Below are 25,781 nucleotides of genomic sequence, written 5' to 3'. Positions count from 1 at the left end.
TCATCTCCGCGCGCCCGCCCGGCGTGGTGCGCCCACCCGGAAAGACCACCCATGTCCACTTCTTCTCGTCCCACGGTGCGCCGTCGTCCCCTCGCGGCGGCCGGCACGGCCGCCGCACTGGCACTGGCCCTCGCCGCCTGCGGCTCCTCCAACAACGACTCCTCAATGCCGGGGATGGACCACGGCGCCAAGTCGTCAGCGTCCGCGAAGGCGTCGCCCTCGATGGGAGACATGCCCGGCATGGACCACATGGCCACCGGGAACGGCCTGTCCGACACCAAGGACGGCTACCGCCTCACTGGTGTGGGCGCGACCCTGGCGGCGGGCAAGGCGGCCGCCTACCGGTTCACGGTCACCGGCCCGGACGGCAAGCCGGTTACGGACTTCGCCGTCGACCAGACCGAGCGGATGCACTTCTACGCCATCCGCTCCGACCTGACCGGTTTCCAGCACATCCACCCGACCATGGCCAACGACGGCACCTGGAGGGCGAACCTGTCTTCGCTCGCGTCCGGTTCCTGGCGGATGTTCACCTCCTTCACCCCCGACAGCGGGGCCGGCAAGGGCACGGCGTTCGTCCTCTCCCGCACGGTCACGGTCCCTGGCATCGAGACCAAGACCGCACTGCCTGCCGCCGCCAAGTCCGCCGAGGTCGACGGGTACACCGTGACCGTCAAAGGCGAGCCGATGGCCGGCATGGCGCACCCGATGACCGTGACTGTCACCAAGGGCGGCAAGCCGGTCACCGACCTCCAGCCCTACCTCGACACCTACGCACACCTGACCGCCTTCCACGAGGGCGACATCGCGTTCGCCCACCTCCACCCGTCCACCGAGGTCAAAGGTGACCACGGCTGGCCGGAACTGTCCTTCAACGCGGAACTGCCGACCTCCGGAAACTGGCGGCTGTTCCTTCAGTTCCAGACCGGCGGGAAGCTGCACACCGCAGCCCTGACCCTCAAGGTCGGCTGACATGTCCGCAAGGGGCGTCGCCCACCGCCGGCGGCGCCCCTTGCGCGCACCCGATTACGCGCCACCGCCCCGGTGTGACGTGTCGGTGGGCCGCATGCCGTAGTCAGAAGCAGCGGTCAGCCTGGCGTCATTCCTGGTCTGGGCGAGATCCGAAGGAATCCGGCCCCGCTGTCTCCCGGACTCCCAGATCAACTCCCAGAAACCCGCCCGCCAGGGGAATGGAAGGGCAGCCTCCCAGACAGCTCAGACTTTTCGGTGTCCTGGGGGCATTCGCCACGGTGCTCATCGTGATCTCCATGACCACCTGCATCTTGGTGACGATGCGTTCTGTGCCTCGCCGCCCCGTGGAGACCTGGGTCGCGCGAAGGCAGCAGGTTCCCTACTGCCGCCTGCGCCCGTTGTCGGGCCGGCCGGCACTGCGCCGACAACAGTGGCGAGACGGTCCTCCGCAGCCGGGTCGGGCCCGTCGAGTCCGGTCGCTTCGGCTGCAGCGCTGTCGGCTCTCCTCGGTGCTCACTGGCCAGCCGGACACCCGGACGCCGTCCCACGTCCGCCTCTGGATTCAGATCCCGAAGACAGTCCGAGGGAAACGAGCAACGGAGGGACCATTGGCTCGACAGCCAACCGTCAGCGCTTCAGGTGGACGGTGAAGTGCCTCTCGGTGTCACCGGCGGGAACGGTGCGAACAAAGCCCCGGGCGTTGCGGTAGTCGCCGGATCCGCCGGTGATGCCGACGTCGACGTAGGACGGGGCGGGCAGGTGGAGCAGCGCCTGCGCGGCGAACTGTCCCTCAGGCAGAGAGAAGGTGCCCAGGCACTGAAGCGCGGCCGGGTTGACGTGGGTATAGGTGCAGACGACGCTGTGATCGCCGACCTTCTCGCCGTCGCGGTAGAGGTCTTCGTGGATGACGCGCTGGTCACCGGGGCTGATTCCGGCCCGGCCCAGATCGAGGTCTTCGAGCGAGGTCTGTTTGCCGACCAGCTCGAATGTTTTCGCGCGCTGGTCGACGACGTGCGCACTGATGGAAGTCGACGTGTCGGCCGACGCCAGCGGGGCGATGGCGACGCCACCGGCGACGACAGTGGCGATGCCGATGGCCACACTCAGGTGACGAACCTTGTTGATCTTCGATGAACTCAGCAACTTACCGTTCCATTCCGTGGTGGGTCGATTCGGTGGCGGGTCGATTCGGTGGCGGCAGAAGATGGAGAACCTTGGCCGCCCGGATGCGAGGGGCCGACACTGGTTATGACCATAGGCGGTTAGCTCGCAACATGCAATGCTCCTCGTAACTGGCTCGAATCAGGTGCAGCAGCGACGCATCGGGCAGTGCGGAGAGACCGCACCGCAGCCGCTGGAACAGGCCCTCCGCAGTCCAGCAGGGTCGCCAACATCGCCCACGTCACGCTCAGTGCGCTCGGTGAGGCCGCGCTCAGAACCTGAAGGCTCCTGCCCAAGCTGCATGGCGGCGGGCGGCATGATCACCTCCGCCGACATCGCGGCCGGGCGCCCGCCGGGGCGCATCAGACCGTCGCGCTGTGCCCCGACGAAAGCGGCGCCTCGATCGCTCGGAAGGCGGCCCTCGCCAGTCCGTAACGGCAATGCGCCACGATCACCCACGCCTTCACCGGGCATCCCTCGCGAGCCGCGCAACTACTTCACCACCCCGGTACGGCAGCGTGGCATCGCTGGGTTACCCGGAGAACATCTCCGGGCTCCGCTCCGCGCCCGGGGGAGATGTCCCTCGCGGGAAGAAAATTGCCACCGTAATGGTTTCGGAGATAACGCTGGATGGTCTAGCCTTCCTTCGATCAAGGAGGCCGACAATGGTCGCGCGCAAAAGCGAGCAGAGCCCGCTGACCCAACCGTCGGCGGCTGATGTCGTCCTGCAATTCGTCAACACGCACACCGCAGGCCCCCACCGGTTGGCAGAGCGCTTCGCAAGCGCCGAGGTCATGCACGCATGGCTGCTGGAAAACGCCTTGGGCTCGCAGACCACCCACGTCACAGAGGCCGACGCAGCCGGTGCACGCGCACTGCGCGACGCTTTGATCACCGTGCTGCTCGCTCATTCGGGCGACAAGGACATCACACCCGAGGTACTCGCTCAGGCGGAGGAACACCTGCGCCGTGTCGCGTCCCGGCATCCGCTGGTAACGGTCGTCACCGCCTCGGGGGCGTCCTTGGAGACCACGCAGTCCGGTGTCCCCGGGCTTTTCGGCACCGTACTGGCGAGCGTTACCGAACTCGCCCAGGCGGGCTTGTGGGACAGGGTGCGGGCGTGCCGGAACCAGCCATGTCACTTCTGCTTTTTCGACCGGACGCGGAACAGCTCTGGCGTCTACTGCGGTCCGAAATGCGGCTCCCAGGCGTCCATGCGGGCCTATCGGCAGAGGAAGAAGGAGCTGGCTGCGGAAACGCCGACCTGACAGCGCCGACGGGGAGAGAGCCTGCTGTCCCTTCGGATGCGGTGTCCGCGGGAAGACGCGTCAGGTGGTGGCAGGTCTTGCACGATGCGTTCTCTCTCCCGGGCCGCACCGGCGAAGCTCTTCAGCCCAGCCGTGTCCGGCCTCCGCGCCCTTGCATGCTGGCACGTCAGCTGCCGTTGCGGCACCCGGCTTTGCCGGTTGGTCACCGATTCGACCCATGCATTCTAAGACGCAGGGGCGCGGTGACGCCTTCGATTCCACAGCGAATACCGACTCCAGCTCGAATGTGTGCTAGCAGGCCCGAGACTTGCGAAGCCGTTCGGACGAGGTCAGGGCAGTCTCGCAACCAGTGCTCGGAGCGGCTCGGTGAGCTCGGCGGGCGGTCTCCGCGTGCGGCGGACTGCGGGAGGTCGGCCGCATCGGTGATTTGAGCGTGGCTGCCCGCCCCCAGGCGGGCAAGGACCGCACGTGGGCCGGCGTAACCTCGGAATTCGGTGCCACCTGTGTGCTGTTCGGAGGAAGCAACCCTCTGTACGGCAAGACCCTGGGATGTCTCAGCGAAGATCCGGAACAGCCGACGGTGACCTTCCACCTGTGGAACAGCAGTGCGCCAGGTGCCGAATCGTGGCCGCCCGCGCATGAGCAGAGCTCCTTCTCGCCGTGCGCTACAGCGAAGGCCCGTTCCGCCAGTCCTTCACTTTCATCCCTGAGGGACAGCGAAGGAAATCGGCGTTCGCTGAGCCTTGCCGGCCTCAGCAGTCAGTCCGTCCGGCAATGGAGGTTGGTGTCCGCCGACGCGCTCGCCGGTGAGCCGTCCAGTCGGTGGGTCGGCCGCTGCGCCAAGGAACCCAAGTTCCGCCCCGCGCCCAGACCCGCCTGCACGCATGTCGAATCGCAGCAGCGCGAACCGGCACTCCTCTCGCCGCCACCCTGTGCTGAGGATGGCTGCCGAGTTGCTCGCCTTGATTCCTCAGGCGTGCACGTGCTGATCTGCGGATGGATGCCGAACTGAAGGGCTGACCCTTGGTCGGGGGCTGATCGGGGGCCCGCTGGGACAGGTCGGTCCGGGGCGAGCGGTGCTTCTCCCGAAGGCGGCAACAGGTGGTGTGGGAGCGGACTCAGGGTTCGATGGCGAGGTGTTCGATGAGGTCGTCGTGGAGCGTGAACTGATAGCGCAGATCGATGGTGCCGCCGGGGAAGTTGCCTTCGAGGTGGTGCGTGGCGATGTAGTGGGTCGTGTCCGTCTGTTGGGTGCCGATGAGGTGGGCGGTATAGGTGAATTCGGTGGCGGATCGGCCCAGCCACTGCTCGATCGCGGCGGTGCCCTGGTAGGTGTTGCCGTCGTCGATCACTGTGGCGTCGCCGGCGAAAGCCGTGACTGCGGTGGCGGTGTCGTGGGCGTGGTGCGCTTCGAGATACCGGGTGATCACTTCGGGCAAAACATCCGGGGTGATGGTCCGGGGGTGGTTGTCGTGCATGACACTCCTCATGGTGGTGGCTGGTTCAGACGGTGGGCGTGGTGCCGCCGTCGATGACGTGTTCGGCGCCGACGATGGCCGAGGCGCGGTCGGAGACGAGGAAGGCGACGAGCTCGGCGACTTCCTCAGGCTGGTTGGGACGGCCGAGCGGGATACCTCCCAGGGAGTCCATGAGCCGGGCCAGCGCCGCTTCCTGGGTTATGCCGGCGTCGTAGGCGATCCGGGAAACGAGGTCGTCGGCAGCCGATGTCTGGACGAAGCCGGGTGAGACGGTGTTGACGCGGATGCCGCGGGAGGCCACCTCGTTGGCCAGACCTTTGCTGTAGGTGGTGAGGGCGGCTTTGGCGGCGGCGTAGGCCAGGGTTCCGTTCCACAACGGCATGCGGCGCTGGATCGAGGTGACGTGCACGATCGCGCCCTTGCCCTTGGTGATCATGTGCGGGAGCAGGGCGCGGTCCAGGCGGACGGCGGCCAGCAGGTTCGTGTTCAGCTCCTTTGCCCAGTCGTCCTCGCCGAGCGCCGCGAACCCTCCGGCCGGCGCCTCGGAGCCGCCGAGGGTATTGACCAGGATGTCGACGCCTCCCACGCGGGCGTCCACCTCGGCGGCGACGTGTGCGGCGCCTTCGGCGGTGGACAGGTCGGCGGCGATGAAGGTCTTCTCCTCGACGTCATGGGGGCGGCTGCGGGCTGTGACGATCACGGTCGCACCGGCCTGGGTGAGGCGTCGAGCGATGGCGGCCCCGGTGCCCTTGGTGCCGCCGGTGACCAGAGCCCGCCGGCCTTCGAGGGAATCGCTGATGGATGTGGTCACGGTACGTTCCGTTTCCGGGTGCGGGCACACGAGACACCGCCCCCTCTGTTACTGCTAAAATGGAAGCTACTAACTTCGACTTTAGCAGTAACTGAGGGGATGGTCGCCGTGGCAAGCCGGATCAGACTGGAGGACCGGGAGTGCCCGCTGTCGACGACGGTGGAACACGTGGGCGAGTGGTGGACGCTGCTGATCCTTCACGATGCCTTCGACGGCTACACCCGCTTCGACCAGTTCCAGGAGAACCTGGGCATCTCCTCCAGCATGCTCACCACCCGGCTGAAGACCCTCGTCACGGACGGTCTGCTGGAGCGCCGCCCGTACCAGACCAGTCCCGTCCGGCACGAGTACGTCCTGACCGAACTCGGGCACTCCCTGCGCCCGGTGATCGTCACCCTGGCCGCGTGGGGCAACTCCCGCCTCACGCCGACGAAGCGCAGCATGATCCTCATCGACGCGCACAGCGGTGAAGAAGTCGAGCCCGTCGTCGTTGACGCCAAGACCGGCCGCCGACTCGACGACAGCGGCGCCTACGTGTTCACCGCAGGCCCCGCAGCCAGCGACGCGATGCGCAATCGCTACGCGACACGGCCGGCCACCCCCGTGGAAGAGGCGTAAGGCTGGCCGGACAAACCGCGGGCAGCGTTGAGCGGGGACGGAAGAACTCCGTGATCAGGCTTTCCGCGAGGACGGGATCAGGCTGCCACACCTACTGAGCCACATCCTGCGATCAGCCGGGGCCGACGGCGACACACCCCACATGACACTGGCGGTCGTCCGCAGCCTTCGCGAGGGCGGTGCTCAAGATGCACTGCCTCTCGTGGCTGTCGGACTCGCCGAGGCCGACCGATACCACGATGCCGTTGAGCTCGTGCGCACCTTCAACGACCCATGCCGGCAAGCCCCGCGTCAAGTGACCTGACCAGGGTATTCGCGCAGGCAGGGCGACACGACGACGCCCACCTCGCACACACCATCACCCGCCCCGACCAGCAGGCCTCTGCCCCGGCCACCGCCGCTGGTGCGCTCGCGCAAGTAGGGCGACACTCCCGCGCGAGCGGGAGTGACTCCGCCAAGCAGATCGACTCGTACGGGCTGTCCCCTCTCAGCCCCGCACGAGCGGGTGTGACTCTTACACGGCCTCTTCATCATGAGCCCGAAGTCCTTCGGATCCGCGCAAGCGAGGGTGGTGACTCCTGCATCCGAAAGTGACGGTCGCCCTGGACCTTCTCCCACGGATATCGCTGGGTCGACACCAGGCGTTTCCGGCTGGCGGCCGATGCAACTGCCGACCGAGGCGTGTTGGCGACCTCGATCGCGCACTCTCAACTCCGTGACACGTACGACGGAGCCGGTGTTCAGGACTGGCCTCGGCACGGCCAATGGTGGCTTGACCGCATCCCCCTGGCACCTCCAGAGCAGTCGACGACGCAACCGCGGCCGACACCATCCGCTCATGGGTCAGCCAGCACGGCGACGTTCCGGAGCAATCTGGATCACGACCGTTGGCGCGCCGCGGGACGGCGACCCTCGTGATGACGAACCGCACCACTCGACTCGCGACGATGTGACGTTCACGGCCACTCAGTCGAGACAGAACTCGTTGCCCTCGACGTCCTGCATCACGAGGCACGACTCGTTGTGGCCATCGGCAGGCAGTAGTCGCACGCGTACCGCGCCAAGGGCGACCAGTCGTGCGCATTCGGCCTCAAGTACGGCCAGGCGCTCTTCACCCACGAGCCCGATACCGACCCGTACATCAAGATGCAGCCGATTCTTGACGACCTTGCCTTCGGGAACGCGCTGGAAGAACAGTCGCGGGCCCACACCTGAGGGGTCAATGCATGCGAACGCTGAACCCTGATGCTCAGGCGGCAGTGCGCGATCGAAATCGTCCCAAGTAGCAAACCCCTCCGGTGGCGGCGGTACGACGTACCCCAACACCTCGCACCAGAAACGAGCGACGCGCTCAGGTTTTGCGCAGTCGAAGGTGACTTGGATCTGCTTGATCGACGCCATCGGTCCATCATAGAGGCGTGGGCTTTCGTCGTCTCCACGGGCTCTTCCCTGGCTAGGTTGTGGCGTATGCGGCCGACTCTTGGCGATGAGTGGGACCTTGAGCCGTGGGATGACGATCCTGACAGTGTCGATGCCCACTACATTCGGGAGTCCAGTGAGCCCGAGATCGACGATGAGGGTCGAGAGATCTGGCTTTACCTATACAGCCCATGCCGTTAGTACGCTGACCCGGCGGGTAGTGCCCGGCATCGTCTTGACATCCACTCACCGGCAGAAGAGGGTGCGAGAATCGACGCCTGGGCGGCTCGGGTCCTTCACCGCCGCGTCTCACGCGAGTTCGTCGACCGGCGGACAGTCGGACGTCCGGCGTACCGAGGAGAAACGCGGCCTCATGCCCGCTGTTCAGCGGCCTTGCGCTGCTGCTCGACGGCTCGCAATAGCAGCGGTAGTTGGGTCCGGGTCCGCTGGTCCATCCGGGCTTTGACCCGAACACCATCCGAGCCGCGTCGTAAGTCAGCGGTCGAGACGGCCGGCGCAGCGGCCACCACAAAAACTCGTCCGGCCCCTTCGGGACCAGGTCTCGGATCTCCTGTTCCTCCGGAAAGACCAGACCCTGTCGGACACCGAGCAACTCCGACGCTCGAGCACCGGCCGAGATGTAGAACGCGATCAGAGCCCGATCCCTGCTGCAAGACAAGGCCGCGAACAGGTCGTTGAACGCCTGATCGCGGATACTCCGCGGCGCCGACTTGGGCTCCTTGGGCTGCTTCTCGCCGTGACAACCGCAGGAACGGCCCCCGACGGTTGGGCCGGGGGCGGTCCAGGCCACCGCAAGGGAGCACAGCAGCGCTTCGAAGTCCCAGCACGCCAAATGCGGCGCCTACGCCTTCTCTCGGATCACTCTCACGTTCGTGCGATAGGTTGCCCGCCATGACTGGACTCGGACCCGTCGCCTGGCCGCCTGCCCCGATAAGGACCGAACGACTCGTGCTCCGCGAGTCCGAGGCCCGGGACCGTGCAGCGTTCATCGAGCTGTTCGCCTCGCCTGAGGTGCGCACCTACCTCGGTGGTCCTCGACCGCGTGATGAGCTCGAGCGCGCGGTGCCTGAGGTGCCCGGGCGGCGCCATGGCCTTTTCGTGATCGATCTCGACGGCGCGATGATCGGCATGGTCGCGCTCGATCGGCGCGATGCAGAGCGTCCGGGGCACGTCCGTCCGGATGTCGGGGAGGCCGAGCTCGGTTACACATTCCTGCCGCAAGCGTGGGGATGCGGGTACGCCGCCGAGGCGTGCGCGGCGGCACTCGACTGGTTCGCCGACGTACTCCCCGGCGAGCCGGTGGTGCTCTGCACCCAGACCGCCAACGACCGCTCGATGCGCCTCGCGGCCAAGTTGGGGTTCACCGAGGTGGAGCGGTTCGAGGAGTACGGCGCCGAGCAGTGGTTCGGCGTATGGTCCTCGGTCACGCCGTCCGGTTGAGCTAGGTCCTACCTTCCAAGGCGTGGGTCTGAGGCGGTCATTCGTAGGATCGTCGGGACGAGGGGTTCCGGGTATGGCTATGAGCTTGTCGCCGTCTGATGGCTCAAATGACTTGGCCGCCCGGAGCCCCGCGACGACTCGACCGCGTGCTGATGCGCGCGGACGATGGTGGGGTCCCCCGCGACGATCCAGTTGAGATCACCGTCGCTGTCGGCCTGGGCGAGCAAGGTGGTGAAGACCTTCTCCCAGGTGCCGCCGGCGGCCCGTTTGCGCAGGCGGTTGTGGACGCCTTTCCACGAGCCGAACTTCTCGGGCAGGACCGTCCGCGGGCGACCGGTGCGGTGCTTGAACGCGATCGCGTCGAACACCTACCGGTGATCACGCCACCGTCCACCCCGCTTCGGCATCCGTCCGGAAGCAAAGGCCCACTCCGAGCCCAGTGAAGGTCAGTCAAGGCCATACCCAAACCCACGATCAGATGGTCCGAAGGGCACTCCCTAGCGGCACAGACACCCACCGGGCACAGATCGCCGTCCTCACGTCGCAGAGGCAGCCACCGGTTTCTCGCTCCGCGTCTCGTGCGACAGCACCGTCTCGCGGAACGAGGAGACAACCGGGCGCAGGTCGATGTGGTGCCAGACGGCCCACAGGTGAACTGACGCCTCGCGCCAGGGAAGTTCACGTACCACCACAGCATCCGTCACACCTCGCACCATGCTCTTCTGCACCAGAGCCAGGCCAAGGCCGGAGGCGACAAGGCCCAGCGCTGTCAGGGGCTCCGGAGCGTCGAGCCGGATGTCGGGGGTAAAGCCTGAGGCAACACATGAAGCGACGAACGCGTCCCGCCATCCCGGATCGCCCTCATCCTCGATGGCGATCCATGGCTGGCCGTCCAGGTCCTGAGCCGTGACCTCGCCCTGTGCGGCCAGCGGATGGCCGGCCGGAAGGACGAGCAGCAAGGGGTCCTCCAGCAGGGGCGCTGCCCGCAGCACAGGATCGTCGCTGTCTGGTGGTTCCCGTACCAGGGCGATGTCGAGGCTGCGCTGGCGCAGCCCTTCGAACTGCTCCGAGGCGGCCATGTTGTACAGAGCGACGTGAATACCGGGACGCTCCTCCTGGAGGCGGCGCAGCGCACCGGGAAGCACACCCGTGTGCATGGCGTCGGGCGCGTAGCCGATGCACAGGCCTCCCTCTTCCCCGCGGCCCAGTCGGCGGCCGAGGTTCTCCAGGCGGTCGGCGTGGCGCAGGAGCGCTCTGGCCTCGCTCAAGAACACTGCACCGTCACGGGTCAGGCGGATGCGCTGCTGAGTGCGCTCGAACAGGGTGAGGCCGAGCTTCTTCTCGAGCTGGGCGATCTGTCGGCTGAGCGGGGACTGCGAGATGTGGAGCTGTTCTGCGGCGCGGCCGACGTGTTCGGTCTCGGCCACGGCGATGAAGTAGCGAAGTTGCCGCAGGTCAAGCATGTAAGACCTCAAGGGACTCAAGTGTGCCCAAGGAAGTCTTGGACAGTCTGATATCCCCATCTTAATGTCGAAGAGGAAAGAACGACGGACCGGCTGAAGGGCCGGAAATCCGGCTTCCCCTCTGTACAAGGACCTGCCATGAGCATCACATCTCTCCTTCCCGACCGTATTGGTTTCGGCACTGCGCCCTTGGGCAACATGTTCCGCGCCATCCCGGACGAGGAGGCCGCCGCGACTGTCCAGGCCGCGTGGGACCAGGGCATCCGCTACTTCGACACGGCCCCGTTCTACGGCGCGGGTCTGTCCGAGACACGCCTCGGTGCTGCTCTCGCCGGAAAGGACCGAGACCAGTACGTCCTGTCCACGAAGGTGGGCCGCGTGATCCTGGACGAGCTCGAGACGGGTTCTCGTGACTTCGGCGAGAAGGGCGGCCTGTTCGAGCACGGGAGCCTCAACAAGATCGTGCACGAGTGGACCGCCGAGGCCACCGAGCGTTCGATCGAGGGAAGCCTGAAGCGGTTGGGCGTGGACCGGTTCGACATCGTCTGGGTGCACGACGTCGCCCAGGACTTCCACGGCGACCTGTGGCTGCAGAAGTTCGAGGAGGCCCGCACCGGAGCCTTCCGCGTGCTGTCCCGGCTGCGGGATGAGGGCGTCATCAAGGCGTGGGGGCTGGGCGTCAACCGGACCGAGCCCATCGAGCTGACCCTTGCCCTGGATGAGCCGCAGCCCGACGGGTTCCTCCTCGCCGGTCGCTACTCACTGCTGGACCACGAACACGCCCTCCAGCGGCTGCTGCCCATGGCCGCCGAGCACGGAGCCGACATGGTCGTCGGCGGCCCCTACAGCTCCGGCATCCTGGCCGGCGGCACCCACTTCGAGTACCAGGACGCACCCCCGGAGATCATCGAAAAGGTCCGGCGCATCAAGGACATCGCCGACCGGCACGGCGTGAGCATCAAGGCCGCAGCCCTGCAGTTCGCCCTCGCCCACCCGGTCACCGCCGCCGTCATCCCAGGCGCCACCAAGCCCAGCCGCATCGCCGAAGACCTCTCCGCGCTGCACGAGAACGTCCCGGCCGACTTCTGGGCCGAACTCCGCAAGGCCGGCCTGGTCAGCCCCCAGGCGCCGCTCCCGGGCAACGCCTGAGTTCTTACGCAACCACCGTTCCCGAAGAACAAACGAATTCTGGAGAAAGTTCATGACATCGACATCAGTAAGCCGGGTCGTACCGGCCTCCCCCGAGCGCGTGTGGCAGCTGATCGGCGGCTTCGATTCCCTGCCCGACTGGCTCCCCTACATCCCCGAGAGCACTGCTCTGGAGGGCGGCCGCGTCCGCCGGCTCGCCAACCCGGATGGAGAGGCCATCGTTGAGCGCCTCGTGGATTTCAACGAAACGGAACGTCACTACAGCTACGCCATCCTCGAAGCGCCTTTCCCGGTCGTCGGCTACATCTCCACCCTGCGCGTGCATGAAGTGCCCGGCCGGAAAGACGTAGCCGAGGTGCAGTGGTCCGGACGATTCACCCCCCAAGGGACGGACGAGGACGAGGTGGTCACCCTGTTCACCGGGATCTACCGCGACGGCCTCGACGCCCTCCACAAAACACTCAGCTGAAACCGCACCCCTGGGTCCCTCGAGGCCCAGGGGTCGCGGCCACGCTGTACCCCGCTCGTACCGCGTCGGCGAGGCGAGCCAGAGCCGTGCCGGAGGTAGCCCGTCAGCCACCGGGTGGCGGGCGCAGACCGCTCTCGTACGTCAGTGCCCCTCGCTCACTGCAGCAGGGAAGAGACCTGACCGGAGTGAAACCCCTGCATGACGCGCTCGCGGCCACCAAGCGGGTCGACCCGACGCTCTCACCGCCGTACGCGGCTGGGTCCGATCCGGTATCGCGAGCGGCAGCGGATCTTCAACCGGACGAAGGGCTCGGCCAGGTTCCTTCGGACAGGCGCCGGTCGCCGATGGCACTGCGCCGTATGGCTTCGAACGAGTCTGTACCCGGATGGTTCCGCGGCAGGTCAGGAAGGCAATGGTCGCGCGTCCGAGCCCGTGTCGCTGTCTGGAGCCACCGGATTGTCGGGAGTCAGGGAGTGAATGCGTGGTATCGGCGAGGGCAGCAGCCAGAGCAGCGACAGCGCTCCGCCGACGGCAGCGAGGAGGAGGGTGGCCCGGAGGCCGATGAGGGTGGCGAGGAGGCCGCCGAGGACGGCGCCCACAGGGCGTATGCCGTAATTGATCGTGCTGTACGCGCCCGCGACGCGACTGCGCATGCCATCGGGGATCACGTCTGCCTGAAGGGAGTTGAGGTTGACGTCGAAGAGCATGACGCCGACGCCGGAGAGGAATTCGGCCAGGGCCAAGGCTCCGGCGCGAGCCCAGAGGGGGCCGCCCGCAGCAGCGGCGATGGCGATCGGCGCCGGGAACAACACAGCGCCCACGACGATGCTGCGGCCCACGCCGAGCCTGCGCGAGACCTTCGGGGCGATCACCGCGCCAAGGAGCGAGCCGGTGGCGCCGATCCCGAACGCCATGCCGATGACTCCCGCGGTCAGTCCGAGGTTTCGGCTGGCGAACAGCACGATCAGTCCGCTGCCCGCGACAAAGGTGAAGAAGTTGACGGTCGCCGCGCACCCGAGGCTCGCCCGCAGCACCGGATGACGGACGACGAACACCAGTCCTTCCCTGGCACGTCGCAGCAGCGGGGGTGCCGCTTGGCCAGGCTCGGCCGGCGGTTCGTCGATCGAAACCCGACCGACCAGAATCGCGGACGCCAGGAACGTCAGGGCGTCGACGACGACGGCGACGGGAGCGGTCAACGCCTGGACCAGGGCACCACCGATCGCCGGGCCGGCGACGTAGGACGCGGACCGGCTGGCACTGAGCTTGCTGTTCGCGTCGACGTAGGACGACCGGGGCACCAGGTGGGCGAAGAACGGCGGATAGGCGGTGTTGAACAGCACCCCTGCGGCGCCGGTCAGTAACGCCACGGCATACAACTGACTCAGCGTCACCGCCCCCAGCAGATAGGCAGCGGGGAGGGAGAGCAGTACTGCGGCGCGCACCAGGTCGGCGAGAACCATCAGGCGCCGCTTGTGGATGCGGTGGTCGACCCAGGCACCGAGGACGATCGCGAGCAGGTTCGGGGTCCAGATGAGCGCGGTCAGCCATGCCACCTGATTGGCCGAAGCGTGCAGCGCCCCCACCGCGATCAGTGGCAGGGCCAGTTCGGTGATCCGGTCGCCGAACTGCGAGATCGACTGGCCGGCCCAGAAACGACGGAACCGCTGGTCACGCCACAGCGATATGGGTATGGCCTGGTCTGCAGCGCTCATGACGTCCCGCCGGTCTGGTCCTCGGCGGCCTCGGGCAGGGTGTAACGCAGCAGCCGGACGCCACGGCCGTCGGCCGGACGCGCGGCCGGATCACGCGTCACGTAGGGCGCGAGGATGCGTTCGATCGCGTCCTCGATGGCGGCGAGTTCGTCGGCGGAGACGACGACGCGGGTGTTGGCCAGACCCGCAAGCCGCCCCCACGCCGGTTCGAGCTTGGGTTCGACCTCGGCAGCCCACCGGTTCGGCAGGTCTGCGGAGCGCAGGAACATCTCCCGGGACAGGACCCGCGCGGCCGACCTGCCCTCCTCATCGTCCGGGTCCTCCGGAACCTCGAACCGGAAGCCGCGCGCCACCGCCTCCCACCGCCGCTGGCGACGATCCGGGCCGGGCTCGGCATCGCGGACCAGGCCGAAGCCCGCCAGATGCCGCAGATGCCAGCTGGTCACTGACGGGGTTGCTCCCACATCAGGCGCGAGTTGCGTCGCCGTCGCCGGCCCGCGCTGCCGTAGTCGTTCGAGGATCGCCAGCCGCACCGGGTGCGCCAGCGCCCGCATCGCCTGCGGATCAGTGATCTCGATATCGCCCAGCCGATTACCAGAATCCATAACGTGAGAGTTTCCTCTCACACATTGTGAGAGTCAAGTCTCATATCTCCGGCGCCGGGCCGCCGCCTGATGCGCGTCCCAGCAGAGCAGGTGTGATCAAGCGCCGGCGGCGACCTGCCGGCGGGCTCTGGTGTGGGCGAGGCGGTAGGAACCGCTGTCGGTCTCAATGATGTTGCCGCCGAAGGTGAGCCGGTCCACGACGGCCGCGCAGAGCCGAGGATCAGTGACTGTCGGAAGCACACTGATGCTCCCACTACATGACAGGTCCTGGAGCCACTTCTGACGAGCACTCAAATCCCGATCAAGCCCCTGGGGCAACAGGACTCGTCACTGCGCAGGTTCCATGATCGGGCGCTCACGGAGCGCAAGCGGTCAGCGGCGGTAGCAGTACGAATCCGAGGAGGCGTCGCCGCCTTGCAGGCGCGTCTGGTGCACGCGCAAGCCCAGGAAGTCCGGGCCGTGCGGGAAGAATCGGCTGTCGACGGAGAGCCCGCCGTGCGAGGTGTCGGCATCGAGTTTGACCATCCACGGGTCGATGCCCGCGGGATAGAACTGCGCGTCCCAGGCGGAGTACAAGGAGTTCGTCAGGTACACACGCCGCCCGTCGCGGCTGAGCTCGACCATCTGTGCTCCGCCGGTCAGCGGAATGTCCGGCTCGGCGGGATGCGGCTGGCGGCCGACGATGCCGCCGAGACGCACGGACGCGGTCTGCCTCGGATGGAACGGGTCGCTCACGTCGTACTGGAGGAGCTCCCCGGTTCCCCAAGCGGATACGTACAGCCACTGGTCGTCCACCGACAGGTCAATGTCGGTGATCAATGGAGGCACGGCGCCGAACGGCTGCAGCGCCGGGGGCAGGTCCTCCGTCTGCGCCTGCTCGGCAGGGATGGTGATCACCTTGCGGACCACGAAGTCCTCGCCCGCCCGGTTCCACAGCCACACCGATGCCGACAGGTCCTCCACGTTGACCACGGTGTTTGCGAACCCCCACGCTGCCTCGGGGTCGTGCGCAGGACGCAGCTCCAGCACCATCTGGTTCTCATCCCCCAGATCGACACGCTGCAGGTGCCGACCGGAGTCCAGCTCCCAGAAGTGCAGCGAGTGGCCGTACTGGCGACCCAGCAGCAGTTCGGGGACAAGGCCGTCCTCGATCATCGAGGGGGTCCCCCACTCGCTGGTCACGGCGATGTTCTCGCGCAGATGCCACCAGACGTCATAGGCGAACCACTGCGGTCCGCGGTCGCTCTCCCAGGCTCGCAGCACTTCGAAGCTTTCGTGGTCCAGCAGCGCGACGCCGCCAGGCCCGTCCGCACCGTCCGCGCCGCCCAGGCAGGACAGGAACACTCCGTCAGGGCCGCAGTGAAGTGTGTGCGGACGCGAGTATCCGGCCTTGGCTGCCAATTCCTCGGGCTCGACCACTTTGACCAGGCGCGGGCGGGCGGGATCGGGGCTGGTGTCGAAGACGTGCAGCCGGGAGGAGCGCAGCCCCGGGACGATGAGGTAGCGCCGCGCAGCGTGATGATGACCGGCATGCGCCAGCGCGCTCGAGCAGGCGTTCCAGCCGAAGTGGTGCAGTTCGTTGCCCAGGCCGGGCAGGTCGGCGTGGGAGGTCACGCGGCCGTATGCGGGGGACTCGGGGTCGGTGCCGACGGTGAACAGCGCGTCCGCGCGCTGGGCGGTCGGGTCGAAACCGACGACATAGGCGAGCTTCTCCGGGGGCGCGGCCACGGCGTCCGCCGGAGTGCGGTACAAGGTCGGGTCACTGGGGTCGTCGCGGTCGTGAGCGTGCTCGGTCGTCATGGCTGTTCCTTACTCCCGAACGGGAGCCTGGGTCCGGGGGACTCCCGCAAGCAGCCGGGCTCACCCGTTCGAGATCGATGTGCAGACGCGGGACAGATATGCCATAAAACGAGCGTTTCACAGCCCCGGAGCCCTGCCAAGGCGGCAGCGCGGGGGCGCGGACCGCCTCAATATGCGGCTCGTCTCTGGCACGCCCGACCAGATGCTGTCCGGTCGATCGATCAGGCCAGATCAGCGAGCAACGTCTGACACGGCCGACTGGCAAGGCGGCCGGAATGCCCGGTGTCCGCTCGGCGCCGCCGCTCTTTTTCCACCGGCTCGTCATGGAGCACGCAGCCGATGTGTCCTGCCAGACGGTGCGGCGCTACGTCTCCGACCGGAAGCCGGAGATCCTCGCGGCCTCGGGCAAGGCCCCGGTGGAAGCGTTCGTGCCACCGACCCAGCTGCCGGGACAACCGGGCCAGGGTGGAGACCGACCGGTGGATCGCCTTCCACTCGCACTTCAACATCGAGAGCTTCTATTACCGCCCTGGCGTCGAAGGCGCCCGGCCGACCGCCCGTGGCGCGACTCGACCGCCCGCCTCAGGGCAGCCCCGGGAGGCAAAACAGCCGGCCGGGGCCGGCCCTGAGGACCGGTCACTTTCGCCAGAACAGGTGGTGCTTCACCCCGCTCGGGCTGGGAACGACCTCCAGGTGGAACCGGTCGAGCAGCTCATCGGGGGACTCCCAGAGTCGTACTCCGGACCCGAGCTTCACCGGCGAGACCGCCACATGCATGGTGTCGACGAGGTCGGCGTCGAGAAACTCTCTGATGGTGGTGGCCCCGCCGCCGAGTCTGACGTCCTTGCCCTGCGCCGCCTCCCGGGCCTGCTCGAGGACCATGGCAGGGTCGCCGTCGACAAAGTGGAACGTGGTGTCGGAAAGCGTGAACGAAGGACGCTTGTGGTGGGTCAGGACGAATACCGGGGTACGGAACGGGGGCTCGTCACCCCACCAGCCCTGCCACTCATGGTCGTGCCAGGGCCCGCGCTGGGGCCCGAACTTGTTGCGGCCCATGATCTCGGCACCGATGTTGCGCGCGTAATCCCGCGTGAGGTAGTCGTCCAGGCCCCGGCTCCCCCCGGGGTCGGTGCGCATGGGCCAGCTCGCCGTGGCACCGGCCCAGGCGAACAGTTTCTCGGGCTCGACATGACCGAACGGCCTCTCGAGGGACTGGTCCTCACCGGCACCGATCCCGTCACTCGAGACGTTGAAGTTCTGGACTCTCAGTAGCTGAGCCACGTGCTCCTCCTGTGTTGTTGACAACGGTGGTGAGACTTGCCGGGCCGGGAAAACTCATCGCTGCCTCCGTGACCCTGGGTTACCCAGTTTCCCGACCTGTGAGGTTTACGCGGTTTGCGGCCACCAGGTAGAAGGTACGTGGTGACGATTGTCCAGTCGTCGTCCGCGACGGTGGTGGAGTCACGGATATTGCTCTGCCCGGACTGCTGACGTGGCTGCAGGAGCGGGCGCCCGTTCTGTACGCCCGCTCCTGCACCGGTCAGCTCGCCGGAACGGTGTCCTCGAAGGTGGTACCTGCCTGCCGGTAGGTGTTGATCCTGGCGGCCACCTGGGCAGGAGTGAGGACCTGGTCCTGGACGTGCAGGACGTAGTCGACACCCTCGTCGTACGCGCGCGCGGTGGTGCTGGTCTGGCCGTTGAGGTCGATCAGCCACTGGTTGAAGTTGATCGACATGCCACGCTCGGGGAGATACGCGGCGTCGTGCGTGCCGAAGAGCTGCCCGTCGATGTAGTACTTGATGGTGCTGTTGTCGATGGTCAGCACCAGGTCGTGCCAGCCGGTGAAGCTCTGACGCGATTCCGTGTGCTGGTTGACGGCTTGCCAGGGATCAGGGTTGTACGTCTCCCAGGATGTTGTGTAGAGGATATTGCCCGTCTCACCCCAACCGCCGTTGGGCAGATACTCGAAGTCGTACTCCGAGTAGTCGTCGGCCATCGGCGCCTTGAGGTCGTTGATGGTGAAGAAGGTCTGGACGAGGTGGTCGCCGTCGGGTCCCGACTTCGGCACGTCGCTGAACTTCACCCGGGCCGCGTAGGTGCCGTTCTTGAACTTCATCGACTTGGTGAGGACTTCGGTCTGCTTGGTGGACTCGCCGGTCCCGGACGACGAGGTCTCCAGGTTCATGAGGGAATTGCCGCTCTCGGTGGAGAAGGTGACGTTCTGCGGCGACCATGTCGCGCCGGGGACGCCGGGGCCGCCCGAGTTGGAGCGTACGTTCCAGCCGTGCTCCGAGAGCTTTGTGTCGCTGTGGCTGGCGTAGTTGAAGTCGTCGAAGAGCGTGGCACCGTCGCCCGGCGGGTCGGTGGGCGGGTCGGTCGGACCGCCGGGGTCGTTGCCTTCGGGAGGGGTGCCCCACTCGAGACTGGAACCGACCTGGGCGGTGACCTTGTTCCAGTTTCCGTACGAGTTCTGTGCGGCTCCGAAGGAATAGTCGTCGCTCTGCTTCACACTCTGCCAGTTGGACTGGTAGAAGCGCAGCTGCAGGTCTCCGCTGTCGGCGCCCGGCGCGAGGGATCCTGCCCCCGAGGTGAAGCCGACCTCGAGGTAGCGATCGGCGGTGGCGGTCGGATGGGCGAGGGTTCCGAAGGTTCCTGTGACGTTGGCACAGCCCTTGACCGCCCAGGAACATGCGAACCTGTACGTGGCGTCCGCCGAGTCCGCCTTGAAGTAGTAGCGGACCTTGACCTGGCTGAGCTGCAGGGAACTGTTGCCGGAGTTGATGACCTTCAGCCAGGGCTCGCTCTGGTCAGCCGTGGCGCCCGATGCGCCGGTCTTGTACTGGACCGTGAGAGCTCCTGCTGCGCTGGCAGTGGACGGCAGCGCGAGCAGTCCTGCGCAGCCGAGACCTAACGCCGCGGCGGCTGCCGCGACGGTGTGCATCCGGCTCTTCGCTGTTGTTGTCACTACGGTGTTCTCCTTTATGGGGGGTGCGGGGGGGGCTCGCGCGGGACCTACAGGGGGCGGTACCGGACGCCGAGCACGTCCAGGCGCCTTTCGTGCAGCCGCATCCGGGCGAGGAAGTCCGCCCAGCCGGGCTCGTCCGACCAGGCGCGGTCGGCCAGGGCGCACAGCCGGGGGAAGCTGAGGTATTCGAGGTGGGCGGGGGTGGTGGCGAACTCGGTCCACAGCTGGGCTTGCGTACCGAGCACCTGTGCTGCGGCCTCGTCCTCCCAGTCGGCCGGGGCGGGGCGGTAGGTGTGCACGGACTTCAGGTCGACCACGGCGCCGGGCTGGGCGGGTGGTTCGGACAGGTCGTCGGACTGGGCGTAATCGAGGTAGGTGGAGCGGTAGTGGGCCATCACGACCTGCTGGCCGCGCCGAGCCGCGGCAAGACCGTGGGACGGGTCGCGCCAGGTCGTCACGGTGAAGTCGGGCGGCAGTTCGGTGCCGGTCTCGGCCCAGCCCACGGGACGCCGGCCGTGGCCCGTAAGGAATTTCCCGATGCGGCCCATGAACCAGCCGTGCAGTGCCTCGGGGCCCGCCAGTCCCTCGTCCTCGACCCTGCGGTGTGCGTCCGCGGAGGCCGCCCACTCGACGGTGGGGCACTCGTCGCCGCCGACATGGATATGTGATGCGGGGAAGACGTCCATGACCTCTTCGAGGACGGTGCGGCAGAAGTCCAGGACCAGGTCGTGGACGCCGAGGGTGGTGTCGCACACGCCCCATTCGGTCCATACGCCCAGGCGCCGTTCGGGACAGTTGCCCAGCTCGGGATAGGCGGCGATGGCCGCCCGGGCATGTCCGGGCATCCCGATCTCGGGCACGATCGTGACGCCCCGCGAGGCGGCATACGCGACGAGTTCGCTGAGCTCCCGGCGGGTGTAACTGCCGCCGTGCGGCGTCCCGTCGTACACCCCGCTGCCCGAGGGGCCGACCATCGACTGGGCCCGGTGACCACCGATCTCGGTGAGTTCGGGGTAGGCGGAGACCGGCATTCGCCAGCCCTGGTCGTCGGTGAGGTGCAACTGCAGGACGTTGAGCTTGTGGAAGGCCAGCAGGTCCACGTAGCGGCGTACGAAGGAGACCGGCTGGAAGTGGCGGGCCACATCGAGCATCGCTCCACGCCAGAGGTGGCGTGGGGCATCGGTGATCTCTACGCAGGGCAGCTGCCAGGAACTGCGGCGCTGCGGGGTGTCCAGCAGGGCTTCGGATGGTAGCAGTTGACGGATGGTCTGGATGCCGTGCAGGAGTCCGGATTCGTGTGCGGCTCGCAGGAGCAGGGCGTTCGGTCCGATGCTGAGCCCGTAGGCCTCATCTCCTAGGTCGCCCAGCTGCGGGTCGAGAAGGAGGCCGAGCCGCCCGTTCGGGGAGGGCGCCAGCGGCAGCCCGGTGGCCGGGGCGAGAAGGGAGCGCAGGAGCTCTGCGGCGCCCTCGGTGCCCGGGGCAGCCCGTATGGACGTGTCCGCGTCGAGGGTGAATCGGCCCGCCCTGACAGAGAGCTTGCTGGGGCGGGGAATGAGCGGGAAGTCGAGGTGCGCGGGCATGGGTCGGCCTCCGGTGCTGGCAGGGTGCGGTCCTCGCGGGCCAAGAGTGCGGTCCAGATCAGCCCTTGACTGCGCCGCCGGTCATCCCGGTCGAAACGCGTCGCTGGAGGACCAGGAAGAGAATGAGGACAGGGAGCGCGAAGAGCGTGGCGGCCGCCATGGTGGCGCCCCAGTCCGTGCCGAAGACATTCGAGAACGAGGACAGCCAGACGGGCAGGGTGCGGTCGTCCTGGTTTTTGATGATCAGCATGTTGGCGAAGGCGAATTCGTTCCAGGCAGTAATGAATCCGAAGAGCGAGGTGGCGAGCAGGCCGGGAGCGAGGAGCGGGAAGGTGACGCGGCGAAAGGCCTGGGCGCGGGTGCAGCCATCGACCTGTGCCGCCTCCTCCAGTTCGACGGGGATGGCGGTGAGGAAGCTCCGCAGCGTCACGACGGTGAAGGGCAGCGTGGTCATGAAGTAGATCAGGGTGAGCATCGACAGCTTGTCGAGCATGCCGGTGTCGCGGGCGATGATGTACATCGGAATCAACATGGCTTCCCAGGGGGCCACTTGGGCGATGAACACCATGAGGATGAAGCTGCGCCGTCCCCGCCACGTCATCCGTGCCACGGCGAAGGCCGCACCGAGGGCCACGACGAGGGCGAGCAGCACTCCGCCGAGCGTGACGGTGAGACTGTTGCGCCAGAACATCCAGAAGCCGTCCGCCTGCACGGCCTTGGTGAAGTGGTCGAAGGTGAGGTGAGTGGGCAGGAAGATCGGTGTGTCGGCGGTGATGTCCTTCGTGGGCTTGAAGGCAGTGAGCGCCATCCAGTACACGGGGAAGATGGAGAGCGCGAACACACCGAGGGCCGTGGCGTTGAGCGGGAGCCTTCGGAGGAATCCGCTCCGGACGCTGCGTGCACGTATCACTGTGAGGCTCACAGTTCAGCCTCCTGCTTGAACATCTGGCGGAAGTAGGCGATGAGTACGGCGACGAGCAGAAGCACTGTGATGGTGGAGGCAGCGCCGGCCAGGTCGTAGCGGTGCAGGGACTGGGCGACCTGGAAGGCGTAGATCGGCAGGGTGGTGGTGGCGGTGTCGGGGCCGCCCTGGCTGATGGCCCAGATCTGGGCGAAGCATCGGAAGACCCAGATGACTTCGAGGCACAGGACGAGCCCGAAGATCGGGCGGAGCATCGGCAGGGTGATGGAGCGGAACATGCGGGCGGCGCTCGCGCCGTCCATCCGGGCCGACTCGAAAACCTCGGCGGGGACGGTCGTCAAGGCCGAGTGCAGGGTGATCGCGGCGAACGGCACCGACTGCCAGACGACGAGGATCACCAGGATGGTGAAAGTGGCCGGCCCGTGGGCGAACCAGGTGTAGCCCTCGAAGGAGTCGAACCCGAGCCGGACGAGCAGCCAGTTGACGACCCCCAGCTGGGACTGGAACAGCCACTGAAAGACAGTGGTCGCGGCGATCTGCGGGGTGGCCCAGGCCAGCACCAGACCGCTCATCACGACGGTCCGCATACGCGTGCCCAGGCGCTGCAGCATCAATGCGACCAGGGTGGACAGGACCATGATCAGTACGACGTTGACAGCCGTCCACAGGAAAGTGCGGCGCACCACCGCCCAGAACTCGTCCCCGCTGAGGATCTCCCGGTAGTTCTCCCATCCTGCGAAGCCGGGGCCGCCGCGGATGAGTTCGCCCATTCCGAAGTGCTGGAAGGAGATGACCACATTGCGGATCAGTGGATACACGAGTAGATAGGCGGCGCCGACGACGGTGGGTGCGACGAGCAGATAGGGCCAGAGGCCCGCGTTGGCCGGCCGACCTGGGGCGCGTCGCCTCGCGGTGCGCGTCTTCCCGGGAGGCCGCGCCTTCTCCGGTAGCGGGGTGTCGGGTTCTGTTCCGGTCCGCGTGGCTGCGGTCACGGCCTCCTCCTTCCTCGGAGACGGGTTCAGGACTTGGTGTTCAGGGTCTTGGTGATGGAGTCCGATGCCTTCTTCGCGGCGGTCGCCAGGTCGCTCCCTGTCAGCACAGCCGTCTGGTACGCCTTGATCGGGTTGTTGGCCTCGACTGCGGCCCAGTTGGGCGAGTTGGGCGTTGCATGACCCTGTGGGGCGGCTGCGGCCATCACGGAAGCACCCTCATCGCTGCTGAGGACTTCGGCGAGCGAGGTCCTGTTGGGCACATAGCTCATAGTCTTGGCTATCTCGGTCTGCCATTTGTCGCCCGCCAGCGCCTTGATCACCTCGTACGCGGCCTCCTGGTGGGCGGAGGCCACGGGCACGATCAGGTCGGAGCCGCCGAGGACGACCGAGCCCGGCTTGTCGGCCGTCTTGCCGGGGATCGGGAAGAACCCGATCTTCCCTGTCAGCTCGGGATTGGCCTGCTCAATGATCTTGGCGCCACCGGGTACGGAGATCTCCTGGGCGACCATGCCCTTGGCGAAGACGTCGTGCTGCAGCGGCTTGGCCTCGTCAGCGTCCTTGGGCCCCTTTCCCAGTGCCTGGAGCTGCTTGTAGTACTCCATTGCCTTGACCGCTTCAGGGGTGTCGAGCGCACCCTTCCACGTGCCGCCGGATTCGGTGGCGAGGTCGCCGCCCTCGTCCCAGATGAACCCCGACAGCAGGTACCAGTTCTGGCCGGGCAGGTAAATCCCTTGATTTCCTCCCTTGTTGAGCTTCTTGGTCGCCGTGATCCACTGCTCCCGGGTCTTGATGGCGCTCGCGTCCACGCCGGCCTTCTCGAACAGGTCCTTGTTGTAGATCACGACGCGGTTGGCCGCGTACCAAGGGATGCCGTACTGCTTGCCGTCGATCCTGCCCGGCTCGGCAAGGCCCGGCAGCCAGTCGTCGCCCTTGAGGTCGGAGGTCTTGTCCGTGAAGTCCTTGACACCTCCGCTGGCGGCGTATTGCGCGACCTGGGTGTTGCCCACCTCGATGACATCCGGGGCGTCGTTGCTGGCCAGTGCGGCGGTCACCTTCTGCCCGATGCCGTCCCACTCCTGGATCTGGATGTCCAGGGTGGCGTCCTTGTGGGTCTTCTCGAAGTCCGCCTTGAACCGCTTGAGGTAGTCGTCCGTGACACTGTCCTTCATGATCCACACGGTGAGCTTCTGAGGACCGCCCGCGGAATCGGAAGAGCTGCACGCGCTGAGCCCGGCTGTCAACACGAGCACGGAAAGGCCGGCAAGCAATCGGAACTTCACTGTTCACCTCTGAGGGACGGGGCTCCAACCAGTTGACCACTAGTGGTCAACTGGACAACTCACCTATCGATGGTGGATGAAGTTGGCATAGACCACAGATGTCGTCAAGTACCCGTGCAGAGAGCACCGTTGGTGCCCTGTGACAGAAATGTGGGACCAGCCACCCCGACCCTGGACTCCGGATCAGTTTGACCAGCAGACCGATTGCAACCTGTCGCGGCCAACTGGTTAACTCTGGGGCAGACCAGAAAGGGCAACACATGGACAACAAGGCGCCGGAGACTCTGCTCAAGCGGGAGCGGGTGCGCGACCACATCCTGGAGCTGATCGAGGCCCGCAGGCCCGGCGACGCCATCCCCTCGGAGCGCGCACTCAGCGCCGAGCTCGGCGTCTCCCGGCCCACCCTGCGGGCGGCAGCCGACGAACTGGTGGCCACCGGCCTGCTCGTACGCGAGCACGGCCGCGGCATGTTCGTCGCTCCCCAGAAGATCACCCAGGAGCTGGTCTCCGGGCAGCATTCACTCAGCGCACCTCTGGCCGGTGGCAGCTGGTCGAGTCGGCTCCTCGAGTTCGCGACCGTGCAGGCCGGCGCCCGCGTCGGCCGCAAACTGCAGCTGTCCCCCGCGGCCTCGATCGTCTACATCGCACGGCTTCGGCTGGTCGACGGCACTCCCATTGCCATCGAGCATCTGCACATCCCGGCAGAGCTCGTACCCGATCTGTCGGAGCAGGAGCTGGAGGCCGGCGACCTCTACGAGCACCTGAGGGATCATCACCAGGTGCATGTCCATGAGGCGGTCCAAGCCATCGAGCCCACGGTCGTCACGCAGGCGGAGGCCGCTCTGCTCGGTGTGCCCGAACTCTCCCCCGCGCTGCTCTTCGAACGGCTCACCACCGACACCAGAGGGCGCCCCGTCGAATACGTCCACTCGCTCTACCGCGGCGACCGCTACCGCATCGTCTCCCGGATCACCCTTGGTCCCGCACCCGCCGTCCCCGAGGCGCGCAGCGAACACCATCCCGGCATCCCGCCAGGGTATTTCGCACACCGCGATCCCATCTCCTCGTCCACTGTCGGAGATGTCCAGTCAGGCAGGTAGCACAGGTCCGTCAGGAACTTGACGCCGACCCGAAAGCGGTGTGCCACCATCGTGTTCTCACTCTGAGTACGAGTGCGAACGCGACCAATTCCGCCACCGAGTACGTACCCCCGTCTAACGGACGCCCCGGATCGACGTAGCGGATTCCATACCGATCAGACCAAATCCCTCTTTGCGGGCATCTGCCGTGAACCACCCCAGCCCCATACGGTAATCAGGCGCACACAAGGGCAGGGGGATTTTGTGACGTACATGGACCGGCTGAAGGTGCTGTTCGAGGAGATCGGCAGCTACCAGCGCGCCATTGACGGGGGCCGCCCGTTCGTCGAAGTGAGGTCGGACATCTACAACCGCCTCCTGGAGGCGTCCATTCTCCTGCCGCCCGGGAACGGGCACATCTGGGACGACTTCCGGATGTGGGTCATGCAGGGTTGGGCGGGCGCGTTCCAAAACGGGGGCGACTCGGAGGCCGAGCCCTGGCGAGAGTTCCTTCAGGAGATCGGTGAGATCTTGGAGCGGTCCCCGGGGTAGTCGTCGGTGGCGTGCCGGTTGC

At 66.8% G+C, this 25,781-nt stretch carries 23 protein-coding genes and 1 pseudogene; 8 read left to right on the top strand and 16 right to left on the bottom strand.

Going from position 1 to position 25,781, the window contains the following annotated elements:
* Positions 1-51: 51 nt before the first annotated feature.
* Entirely contained in the window at positions 52-972 is a 921-nt protein-coding gene (locus tag OHA88_RS42225) for a hypothetical protein (RefSeq protein WP_328629492.1), read from the top strand.
* A gap of 627 nt (positions 973-1,599) precedes the next feature.
* Here the strand turns inward: OHA88_RS42225 and OHA88_RS42220 are convergent.
* Complete coding sequence (locus OHA88_RS42220) at positions 1,600-2,115, bottom strand: allene oxide cyclase barrel-like domain-containing protein (RefSeq protein ID WP_328629491.1); 516 nt, start codon at positions 2,113-2,115, stop codon at positions 1,600-1,602.
* A 683-nt stretch (positions 2,116-2,798) separates the two neighbouring features.
* Here OHA88_RS42220 and OHA88_RS42215 point away from each other — a divergent pair.
* The gene (locus OHA88_RS42215; protein WP_328629490.1) at positions 2,799-3,401 is read left to right on the top strand and encodes a CGNR zinc finger domain-containing protein; all 603 of its coding nucleotides are present in this window, start codon (positions 2,799-2,801) and stop codon (positions 3,399-3,401) included.
* Between the two features lie 1,118 nt (positions 3,402-4,519).
* Here OHA88_RS42215 and OHA88_RS42210 read toward each other — a convergent pair.
* Both OHA88_RS42210 and OHA88_RS42205 read right to left on the bottom strand, forming a co-directional pair.
* Positions 4,520-4,879 carry a nuclear transport factor 2 family protein gene (locus OHA88_RS42210; protein WP_328629489.1) on the bottom strand — a complete coding sequence of 120 codons (360 nt, stop codon included), beginning with the start codon at positions 4,877-4,879 and terminating at the stop codon, positions 4,520-4,522.
* Between the two features lie 25 nt (positions 4,880-4,904).
* Positions 4,905-5,690: an SDR family oxidoreductase gene (locus OHA88_RS42205; protein WP_328629488.1), complete on the bottom strand. Its 786-nt coding sequence runs from the start codon at positions 5,688-5,690 to the stop codon at positions 4,905-4,907.
* A gap of 99 nt (positions 5,691-5,789) precedes the next feature.
* Here OHA88_RS42205 and OHA88_RS42200 point away from each other — a divergent pair, with 99 nt between their 5' ends.
* The gene (locus OHA88_RS42200; protein WP_328629487.1) at positions 5,790-6,308 is read left to right on the top strand and encodes a winged helix-turn-helix transcriptional regulator; all 519 of its coding nucleotides are present in this window, start codon (positions 5,790-5,792) and stop codon (positions 6,306-6,308) included.
* 966 nt (positions 6,309-7,274) lie between these two features.
* Here the strand turns inward: OHA88_RS42200 and OHA88_RS42195 are convergent.
* Positions 7,275-7,709, bottom strand: a complete 435-nt coding sequence (locus OHA88_RS42195; protein WP_328629486.1) for a VOC family protein — start codon at positions 7,707-7,709, stop codon at positions 7,275-7,277.
* 930 nt (positions 7,710-8,639) lie between these two features.
* On the opposite strand from OHA88_RS42195, the gene OHA88_RS42190 reads away from it, so the two are divergent.
* Entirely contained in the window at positions 8,640-9,188 is a 549-nt protein-coding gene (locus OHA88_RS42190) for a GNAT family N-acetyltransferase (RefSeq protein WP_328629485.1), read from the top strand.
* Between the two features lie 77 nt (positions 9,189-9,265).
* Here OHA88_RS42190 and OHA88_RS42185 read toward each other — a convergent pair whose 3' ends face one another.
* Entirely contained in the window at positions 9,266-9,556 is a 291-nt protein-coding gene (locus tag OHA88_RS42185; protein WP_328629484.1) for a transposase, read from the bottom strand.
* Positions 9,557-9,724: 168 nt separating this feature from the next.
* A complete protein-coding gene (locus OHA88_RS42180) occupies positions 9,725-10,651 on the bottom strand; it encodes a LysR substrate-binding domain-containing protein (RefSeq protein ID WP_328629483.1) in 927 nt (308 codons plus the stop codon).
* 138 nt (positions 10,652-10,789) lie between these two features.
* Between OHA88_RS42180 and OHA88_RS42175 the strand changes: the two genes are divergently transcribed.
* Positions 10,790-11,800 (top strand): aldo/keto reductase, encoded by a 1,011-nt coding sequence (locus tag OHA88_RS42175; protein WP_328629482.1) that lies wholly within the window; start codon positions 10,790-10,792, stop codon positions 11,798-11,800.
* A gap of 52 nt (positions 11,801-11,852) precedes the next feature.
* The gene (locus OHA88_RS42170; RefSeq protein ID WP_328629481.1) at positions 11,853-12,269 is read left to right on the top strand and encodes an SRPBCC family protein; all 417 of its coding nucleotides are present in this window, start codon (positions 11,853-11,855) and stop codon (positions 12,267-12,269) included.
* Positions 12,270-12,670: 401 nt separating this feature from the next.
* Here the strand turns inward: OHA88_RS42170 and OHA88_RS42165 are convergent, their stop codons facing one another.
* From OHA88_RS42165 to OHA88_RS42120, 10 genes and pseudogenes are all read right to left on the bottom strand, one after another.
* Positions 12,671-13,984, bottom strand: a complete 1,314-nt coding sequence (locus OHA88_RS42165) for an MFS transporter (protein WP_328629480.1) — start codon at positions 13,982-13,984, stop codon at positions 12,671-12,673.
* Complete coding sequence (locus OHA88_RS42160; RefSeq protein ID WP_328629479.1) at positions 13,981-14,589, bottom strand: ArsR/SmtB family transcription factor; 609 nt, start codon at positions 14,587-14,589, stop codon at positions 13,981-13,983. The genes OHA88_RS42165 and OHA88_RS42160 overlap by 4 nt, the downstream gene beginning before the upstream one ends.
* Positions 14,590-14,685: 96 nt before the next feature.
* Positions 14,686-14,820: pseudogene (locus tag OHA88_RS42155) on the bottom strand (IS21-like element helper ATPase IstB); the annotation flags it as partial.
* Between the two features lie 141 nt (positions 14,821-14,961).
* Positions 14,962-16,389 carry a selenium-binding protein SBP56-related protein gene (locus OHA88_RS42150; protein ID WP_328629478.1) on the bottom strand — a complete coding sequence of 476 codons (1,428 nt, stop codon included), beginning with the start codon at positions 16,387-16,389 and terminating at the stop codon, positions 14,962-14,964.
* Positions 16,390-17,025: 636 nt separating this feature from the next.
* Positions 17,026-17,670, bottom strand: coding sequence for a dihydrofolate reductase family protein (locus OHA88_RS42145; protein WP_328629477.1), 645 nt, complete (start codon positions 17,668-17,670; stop codon positions 17,026-17,028).
* Positions 17,671-17,929: 259 nt separating this feature from the next.
* Positions 17,930-19,330, bottom strand: a complete 1,401-nt coding sequence (locus OHA88_RS42140) for a cellulose binding domain-containing protein (protein WP_328629947.1) — start codon at positions 19,328-19,330, stop codon at positions 17,930-17,932.
* 71 nt (positions 19,331-19,401) lie between these two features.
* A complete protein-coding gene (locus OHA88_RS42135; protein WP_328629476.1) occupies positions 19,402-20,934 on the bottom strand; it encodes a beta-N-acetylhexosaminidase in 1,533 nt (510 codons plus the stop codon).
* Positions 20,935-20,992: 58 nt separating this feature from the next.
* Complete coding sequence (locus OHA88_RS42130; protein ID WP_328629946.1) at positions 20,993-21,742, bottom strand: carbohydrate ABC transporter permease; 750 nt, start codon at positions 21,740-21,742, stop codon at positions 20,993-20,995.
* Positions 21,743-21,852: 110 nt separating this feature from the next.
* Positions 21,853-22,848, bottom strand: a complete 996-nt coding sequence (locus tag OHA88_RS42125) for a carbohydrate ABC transporter permease (RefSeq protein ID WP_443044339.1) — start codon at positions 22,846-22,848, stop codon at positions 21,853-21,855.
* A gap of 26 nt (positions 22,849-22,874) precedes the next feature.
* Positions 22,875-24,128, bottom strand: a complete 1,254-nt coding sequence (locus OHA88_RS42120) for an extracellular solute-binding protein (RefSeq protein WP_443044338.1) — start codon at positions 24,126-24,128, stop codon at positions 22,875-22,877.
* A gap of 260 nt (positions 24,129-24,388) precedes the next feature.
* Between OHA88_RS42120 and OHA88_RS42115 the strand changes: the two genes are divergently transcribed.
* Together OHA88_RS42115 and OHA88_RS42110 are read left to right on the top strand one after the other, a co-directional pair.
* On the top strand, positions 24,389-25,228 hold the full coding sequence (locus OHA88_RS42115; protein WP_328629475.1) for a GntR family transcriptional regulator: 840 nt from the start codon (positions 24,389-24,391) through the stop codon (positions 25,226-25,228).
* Between the two features lie 243 nt (positions 25,229-25,471).
* Complete coding sequence (locus OHA88_RS42110; protein ID WP_328629474.1) at positions 25,472-25,759, top strand: hypothetical protein; 288 nt, start codon at positions 25,472-25,474, stop codon at positions 25,757-25,759.
* Positions 25,760-25,781: the final 22 nt, after the last annotated feature.

Source organism: Streptomyces sp. NBC_00353, from assembly GCF_036108815.1.
In the GTDB taxonomy this organism is placed as follows: Bacteria; Actinomycetota; Actinomycetes; order Streptomycetales; family Streptomycetaceae; genus Streptomyces.
Note: the sequence above shows the minus strand (reverse complement) of the source record. Positions and strands in the feature narration are given on the sequence as shown.